The organism is Micromonospora radicis, assembly GCF_003583405.1.
Lineage (GTDB): Bacteria > Actinomycetota > Actinomycetes > Mycobacteriales > Micromonosporaceae > Micromonospora > Micromonospora radicis.
The window spans coordinates 256,069-262,980 of record NZ_QXEC01000004.1 but is presented as its reverse complement, the minus strand read 5'-3'; the positions used below and the strand labels follow the sequence as shown (position 1 = coordinate 262,980).

General features: G+C 71.9%; 5 protein-coding genes. 3 read left to right on the top strand and 2 right to left on the bottom strand.

Going from position 1 to position 6,912, the window contains the following annotated elements; translation table 11 throughout:
- The coding region (locus D2L64_RS07120) for a DUF4034 domain-containing protein (RefSeq protein ID WP_119573889.1) at nt 1-961 on the bottom strand (961 nt) is incomplete at its 3' end.
- Nucleotides 962-1,069: 108 nt separating this feature from the next.
- Between D2L64_RS07120 and D2L64_RS07115 the strand changes: the two genes are divergently transcribed.
- Together D2L64_RS07115 and D2L64_RS07110 are read left to right on the top strand one after the other, a co-directional pair.
- Entirely contained in the window at nt 1,070-2,224 is a 1,155-nt protein-coding gene (locus D2L64_RS07115) for an SPFH domain-containing protein (RefSeq protein WP_233558815.1), read from the top strand.
- Between the two features lie 31 nt (nt 2,225-2,255).
- On the top strand, nt 2,256-3,347 hold the full coding sequence (locus D2L64_RS07110) for a hypothetical protein (RefSeq protein ID WP_119573888.1): 1,092 nt from the start codon (nt 2,256-2,258) through the stop codon (nt 3,345-3,347).
- Between the two features lie 220 nt (nt 3,348-3,567).
- Here D2L64_RS07110 and D2L64_RS07105 read toward each other — a convergent pair whose 3' ends face one another.
- Entirely contained in the window at nt 3,568-5,079 is a 1,512-nt protein-coding gene (locus D2L64_RS07105) for a helix-turn-helix transcriptional regulator (RefSeq protein WP_119573887.1), read from the bottom strand.
- Between the two features lie 131 nt (nt 5,080-5,210).
- Between D2L64_RS07105 and D2L64_RS07100 the strand changes: the two genes are divergently transcribed.
- Complete coding sequence (locus D2L64_RS07100; RefSeq protein WP_147376206.1) at nt 5,211-6,713, top strand: thrombospondin type 3 repeat-containing protein; 1,503 nt, start codon at nt 5,211-5,213, stop codon at nt 6,711-6,713.
- Nucleotides 6,714-6,912 lie beyond the last annotated feature (199 nt).

The window sequence follows — 6,912 nt, the reverse complement described above, 5'->3', positions numbered from 1 at the left end:
AGCGGTTCTCGTGCACCCAGTCGCGGGATCGGGTGAAGGCGGTGACGGGATCACCGACGTAGGCCCACGGCCATTCACTGACCTGGTCGCCGAGCAGCTCGAAGACCCGGGCCGCCGCCTCGAACTCCCGGGCCAGCTCGAACCCGAGGGCGAACACGCTCGCCCGGGGCACCCAGCCGAGGCCCGGTTCGAAGGACGGATGGAAGATCGACTTCTCGGCGGCGGCCAGCAGGTCGACGGTGACCTCGTCGGTGAGCATGTACGCGTCGCTCTCCTCCAGCGGCAGGTGCTGCCACTTCTCGATGTGCGCGACGGCGAGCAGTTCCGGCAGCAGGCTGCCCGGGGCCGCGGCGGCGGTGGCCTCGCGGGCGAAGCCGAACATCTGCTCCTCGGTGCCGAACCACTTCGGGCAGAGGTACTGCAACCGCTGCTCGTGCGCGACCAGGTGCGTCGGGTGCCGCTTGACCACCTCGTCGAAGCGGGCCCGGGCCTCGTCGGCGCTGACCTGCCGGCCCCGCGACGAGGTGACCAGCCAGGTCCGGGCGGTCACGTCGTCGGGATCCCGGTCGACCACCTCGTCCAGCGAGTTCTCCGCGATCCGCAGCCGGCGGGCGAACTCCCGGAACTGCTCCTGCTTGGTGTACTCGGCGCGCTTACCGCCGCGCGCCTCCCACGCCCAGTGGACCGCGTGGCAGCCGCGGACCAGCACCGGCAACGTCGAGTCGGGTTCGGCGGCGACCCACTCCCCGATCCAGTCCTGCACCCCGTCGACCGTGCCGGCCGCCTCCATCAGCAGCGCCCGGTCGTCCGGGTCGGGAGACGCGGCGAGGACGTCGCGGGCAGTACGCCAGTCCTGGGCGCCGAGCGCGTCGATCAGCGCCCGCGACCGCGGGTCGCCGTACGACGGGTCGACGACCAGCTCCGGCTCCGCCGGCTGTCGGCGCTTACGGAACGGCCACATGTGGATCTCCTCCCCCGTACCAGACGCGCGAGCATAACCGGATGATCACCTGAACCGGAAGAGCCGAACCGCTGGTGGCGAGCGATTGCTATCGTCGCCGCCACAAGAATGATCTCGGAGACGGCAGGGGTGGACGCGATGGGGTTGATGGACCGGCTCCGGGGCGAGTTCGTCGACATCGTGGAGTGGCTGGACGACAGCCGGGACACGATCGTCTGGCGCTTCCCCCGCTACCAGAACGAGATCAAGATGGGCGCCAAACTGGTGGTCCGCGAGTCCCAGACGGCGGTGTTCGTCAACGAGGGGCAGATCGCCGACGCCTTCCCGCCCGGCACGTACACCCTCCAGACCCGTAACCTGCCGATCCTGTCCACCCTCAAGGGCTGGAAGTACGGCTTCAACTCGCCGTTCAAGGCCGAGGTGTACTTCGTCAACACCCGCCAGTTCACCGAGATGAAGTGGGGCACCCAGAACCCGGTGATCCTGCGCGACGCCGAGTTCGGGGTGGTCCGGCTGCGGGCGTTCGGCGCGTACGCGGCCCGGGTCGTCGACGCCCAGCGGCTACTGCGCGAGCTGGTCGGCACCGACCCGCAGTTCCGCACCGAGGAGGTACAGGAGTACCTGCGCCAGCTCATCGTGGGCCGGCTCGGCGGCGCGCTGGCCACGGCCGGCGTACCGCTGCTGGACCTGGCGGCCCACCAGGACGCGATCGGCCGGCAGCTGGCCGGCGTACTGACCGAGGAGTTGGCCGAGGTCGGCATCGCGATCCCGAAGTTCGTCATCGAGAACGTCTCGGTGCCGCCGGAGGTGGAGCGGGCGCTGGACAAGCGGACCGGGATGGGCGCCGTCGGCGACCTGGACCGGTTCACCCGCTACCAGGCGGCCACCGCGCTGGAGGAGGCGGCGAAGAACCCGGGTGGAGAGGCCGGCGCCGGGGTCGGGCTGGGCATGGGCATGGCGATGGGACAGCAGATGGCCAGGTCGATGGCGGGCGAGTCGACCACGCCGGCACCGGCCAGCGCACCGCCCGGCGGTACCGAACCGCCGCCGCTGCCCGCACAGACCCAATGGTTCGTCGGCGTCGACGGACAGCGCCAGGGGCCGTTCGACCTCGGTGGGCTGGCCCAGCAGGTCGGCGCCGGCACGCTGGGCCCGCAGACGTTGGTCTGGCGGGCCGGCATGACGCAGTGGCAGCCCGCCGGTCAGCTGCCGGAGCTGGCGTCGGTGCTGGCCAGCGTCCCGCCGCCACTGCCGCCGCAGTGACCGCCGGACCTGCAACGGAGAGGGTGTGACGATGAGCGACACGGCCACCCCACCGGCGTCGTTCGGCTGCGCGGGCTGCGGCGCGCGGGTGGAACACGCACCGGGCACGACGGCACTGCGCTGCCCGTACTGCGGGCACCAGCAGCAGATCACCGGCGCCGGCCGGGAGGTACGCGAGCACGCGTACGCCCAGCTGGCGACGCTGGCGCGCAAGCCGGCGGCCAGCGTCGGCGCGCGGGTGTTCGCCTGCCCGGGCTGCGGCGCCCGCACCGAGAGCGACGCCCTCGCCCAACGCTGCCAGTTCTGCGCGACGCCGCTGGTGGCCGACCAGACGGCGGGTGAGCTGATCGCACCGGAGGCGGTGCTGCCGTTCACGGTGGACCGGGCCGGGGTGCGTACCGCGCTGAGCACCTGGTGCCGCAGCCGCTGGTTCGCCCCGAACAGCCTGAAGAAGGTCAGCGAGGCGGAGACGCTCAAGGGCACCTACCTGCCGCACTGGACGTTCGACGCGCGGACCGTCACGGACTACCGGGGCCAACGCGGCGAGCACTACTACGTCACCGAGACGTACACGGTGATGGTCGACGGCAAGGCGGAGACCCGCACCCGGCAGGTACGGCACACCCGGTGGTATCCGGCCAGCGGCACGGTCCGTCGCGACTTCGACGACGTGCTGGTGCCCGCCACCACGCACCTGCCGCAGCAGCAGCTCGACCAGTTGACCCCGTGGCCGCTGACCGAGGCGGTCGCCTACCACGGGGACTACCTGGCCGGGTACCACGCCCTGCGCTACGACACCGAGCCGGAGGCGGGGCTGGCGGCGGCTAAGGCCCGGATGGCGCCGGTCGTCGACCGGGACTGCCGCACCGACATCGGCGGCGACGAGCAGCAGGTCACCTCCGCGCAGACCAGCTACTCCGACGTGACGTACAAGCTGATGCTGTTGCCGGTGTGGATCGCCGCGTACCTGCACCACGGGCGTTCGTACCAGGTGCTGGTCAACGCCCGTACCGGTGAGGTGATCGGCGAACGCCCGTACAGCACCGCCAAGATCATCGCCGCGGCGCTGGCCGCGCTGGCGGTGCTCGCCGCGATCGCGGTGGCGGTCCTGCTGGGCCGCTAGGTCGTGTCTCGAGGTCGGGTGCGGCGGGTCGGTGATCGATAGGCAGCGGTGGATGATCGGCGCTGGCGCCGTGGCTGGCAGGCCGGGAGAGGGTTACCTTCAGAGCGCTGATTTCATGGTGAAATAAAAATTTCAGGGTGAAATCACGCCTACCTGCGGGTCTGCCTCCGGCCAGCCGAACTGCGTCGTCGGCTAGCTAGCGGTCCGGCACCCGGGCCGCTCAGCGCAGCAGGCGCCGGACCAGTTCGGTGCGGTTGCGCACGCCGAGCTTGCGGTAGATGTTGCCGAGGTGGAACTCGACCGTCTTGGTCGACACCCCCAGCCGCCGGGCCACCTCGTGGTTGCTCAGCCCGTCGGCGACCGCGGCGGCGACCCGACGCTCCGTGACGGTCAACGTGGCGCGGGACTCGGCGGTACCGTCACCGCCCGGCCCGGTCCCGTCGGTGGGCACCGGGGCGTCGGTGACCAGGTGCAGGTCGACGGCGACGCGGGCGAGCAGGCCGGCGGCGCCGGTCGCGGCGTACTCGCTGCTGGCCAACTCCAGCAGCCGGATCGCGTCGGCCCGGCGACCGGCTCGGGCGTGCTGGGCGCCGAGCAGCCAGGCCAACCGGGCCCGGGACAACCGTTCCACCGGCCGGTTCAGGCCGGTCAGGGCCTGCTCCAGCCAGGCCATCGCCGCCGGGTCGGCGGGGGCGGCGATCCACGCCCGCCAGGCCGGTAGGGCCGGCGCGCCCGGCCAGTCCAGCGGCGGGTCCGGGATGGCGGCGAGCACGGCCTGCGCCGCGGCGGCGTCGCCGCCCAACGCGTGGTGGGTGGCCAACTCCCAGCGGTGCTCGAAGACCAGACCGGAGTTGGCGCCCACCGCCGAGTCGACCAGCCGGCCGACGACGCCGGCCCAGGCGTCCGTGTCGCCGCCGGCCAGGTGCAGCGCGGCGGCGCACTCGGCGATGTGCAGGCCGACCCAGGCCGAACCGGAGCGGGCGGCGAGCAGCCGCGCCTCGGTCAACCGACGCCGCGACTCCGCCAGGTCACCGCAGAGCGCCTCGCACTTGGCCAGCCAGGAGACGATCTCGGCCTGCAGGTCGAGACGCCCGGCCGCAACCGCGTACCGGTGGGCGCGGCGCAGCGTGTCCCGGCCGCGCAGCAGCTCACCGGACCAGGCGTCACCCATGCCCAGCATGGTGGTGAGCCGGGCCCGCCGGGCCAGGTCGGCGGCGTCGGCGGGCTGGGGCGCGGCGGCGGGCTGGACGGTGCCCGACGGCTCGGAGCGGGCCGGCAGCTCGGGGCGGGTCGGCGACTCGGGGCTGCCGGGGGCCAGCCACGGCTCGACCAGGTGGGCGAAACGGGGTCGGACCTGGTCCGGCCGCATCGCGCTCAACGTGGCGATCATCGCGCACTCCACGTACAGCGGATCGTCGTGCAGCCGGGCCGCGGTGAACAGGCGCAGCGCCTCGTCCGGGTCACGGCGGGTGAGCCGCCGGCCGGTACGGGCGGCGACCGCACAGGTGACGGCGTGGTACAGGAACTCGACCTGCGGCGCCGCCGACCGGGCGCGCAGTTCCGCCAGCCGTCGTACCATCGGTGGCAGGGTGGCCGGGTCGGCGGTGCGGGACACCGCGACGAACGCCTCGGCGACCAGCCGCGCGGCGCGCAGCGGGTCACCGGCGCGATCGGCGGCGGCCAGCAGTTGGTCGGCGTCCTGCGAACCAGGGGCGCGCCGGTCGATCTCCACGTCCGTCACCTTCGTCGGGCGAGTGCAGCAGGCACACCCTAACTAGGGATTTTCCCAGGTTGACGGTGGGACCGGACTGGTTGCCGACTCAGTGTCCCGAGTATGGCCGACCGGGTGCGACGGTACGGCGCATGATCCTTCGCAACCGCAGACGAGTGGCGATGTTCGTCGCTCCCCTGTTCGCCATACCGCTCGCGTTGACCGCCACCGCCTCCGCCGCCTCCGCCGACAAGCCGACGGAGGCGCCAGAGCGGACCCGGCTGGCGTACGCCCGGATCTGTGACCCGACCGGCTGCTACCTGTCCTGGCGGGTGGCCGACAGCGACCAGGACGGCTTCAGCGACGCCGACGAGCTGGCCGCCGGCACCGACCCCCACGACCCGCAGAGCACGCCCAGCCTCCAGCTGGCCGTCGAGCTGGCCTCGGTCAACAAGCTGCCGTCCTTCGCGTACGGCCGCGGCAGCTTCATCGCGTTCCCGGCGGAGATCCTGAAGCTCCGGGAGGAGGCGACGAATCTGCCCGCCATCGGGATCTTCGCGATGCCGGTCCGGCAGGACGCCTACACCCGGCTCGGCATCGACCTCAAGCAGTTCGACGAGCTGAAGCTGTCGGTGCGGCGCGACGGCGTGGCGATCGGCCGCGGCAAGAACTCGCAGACCGTCGGCGACCCGCTGGCCGGCGGCCTGCTCACCCCGTTCGCGACGCACTTCGTCGAGTACGAACCCGGCGTGACCGGGCAGAGTCCCGTCGCGTACGGCGGCGTCGTGAAGACCGAGAGGGGCGGCTGGTTCGACGACTTCGACTACAAGCTGCACTACGCCGACGGGTCGCGCGACGTGGTCGACCTGGTGCCGGGCGGCTCGGTGCGGGAGCACTTCAACGCCGACGGCTCGCGCGGCAACACGATCCTGCACCAGTACGAGGAGCGGGGCGAGGCGGGCGACCTCTACATCGAGGAGCACACCCGGGTCGTGGACGCGCACGGACGGTTGGTCAGCGAGACCACCTCGAAGAGCCACTCCACGAAGGGGAACTCGGACACCTGGCTGGAGACGACCTACCACGTGTACGACAAGGACGGTAAGGAGATCGGCACGATCAAGGTGGAGGCGGTCATCTTCCACAGCTCGACGTACACCTCCGGCAGCCAGACCATCACCACCTGCGACGCGGCCGGCAGCTGCGACGACGGCATCAACATGTACTACGACCCCGACGCGAACGACCCCGCCGGTGGCGGCGCCGGGCACGGTGACGACGGGAGTGACGACGGAGGCGACGACGGGAACGGCGACGGCAGCGGACACGGCGACCCCGAGAACGACCACGGGTACGTCGACCCCGACTACTCCGGTGACGTGGTCTCCGTCCTCAGCGGCAGCGGCGGGCTCACCCGGATCTTCGGCACGAACATCACGCCGGTCCGCAACTGGACGCCGAAGTACGCCGACGGCACCATCCCGGAGAACAAGCTGACCGGCATCATCTACGTCGACGACACCGCCAACGCGTACAACACGGTCTTCTCCGAGCCACGGATCAGCGGGGCGCAGCCGGAGCACGTACCCGGTCTGTCGCAGCCCTGGCTCAACGGCCCGCCGCCGAACCCCGGCGGCTGCAACGGGCTCTGCTGACCCGGCCCGATGAACGACGACGCACCGCCGCCCTACCGCGGCGGTGCGTCGTCGGCCCAGGAGTGGCGGGCGGCACCACCCACAGAACGTCCTAGGAGGATGGGCAACCGCCATCGACGCCCGACAGCCCCGGATCGACGGCGATCGGTGCCGCCGGTCCGGCTGTTCAAGCCGACGGGTCGCTAGTTAGGCTTGCCTA

Coding starts and splice junctions, on each gene's coding strand:
- D2L64_RS07115 (WP_233558815.1), top strand. CDS start 1,070: ATGATCTCGGAGACGGCAGGGGTGGACGCGATGGGGTTGATGGACCGG.
- D2L64_RS07110 (WP_119573888.1), top strand. CDS start 2,256: ATGAGCGACACGGCCACCCCACCGGCGTCGTTCGGCTGCGCGGGCTGC.
- D2L64_RS07100 (WP_147376206.1), top strand. CDS start 5,211: ATGATCCTTCGCAACCGCAGACGAGTGGCGATGTTCGTCGCTCCCCTG.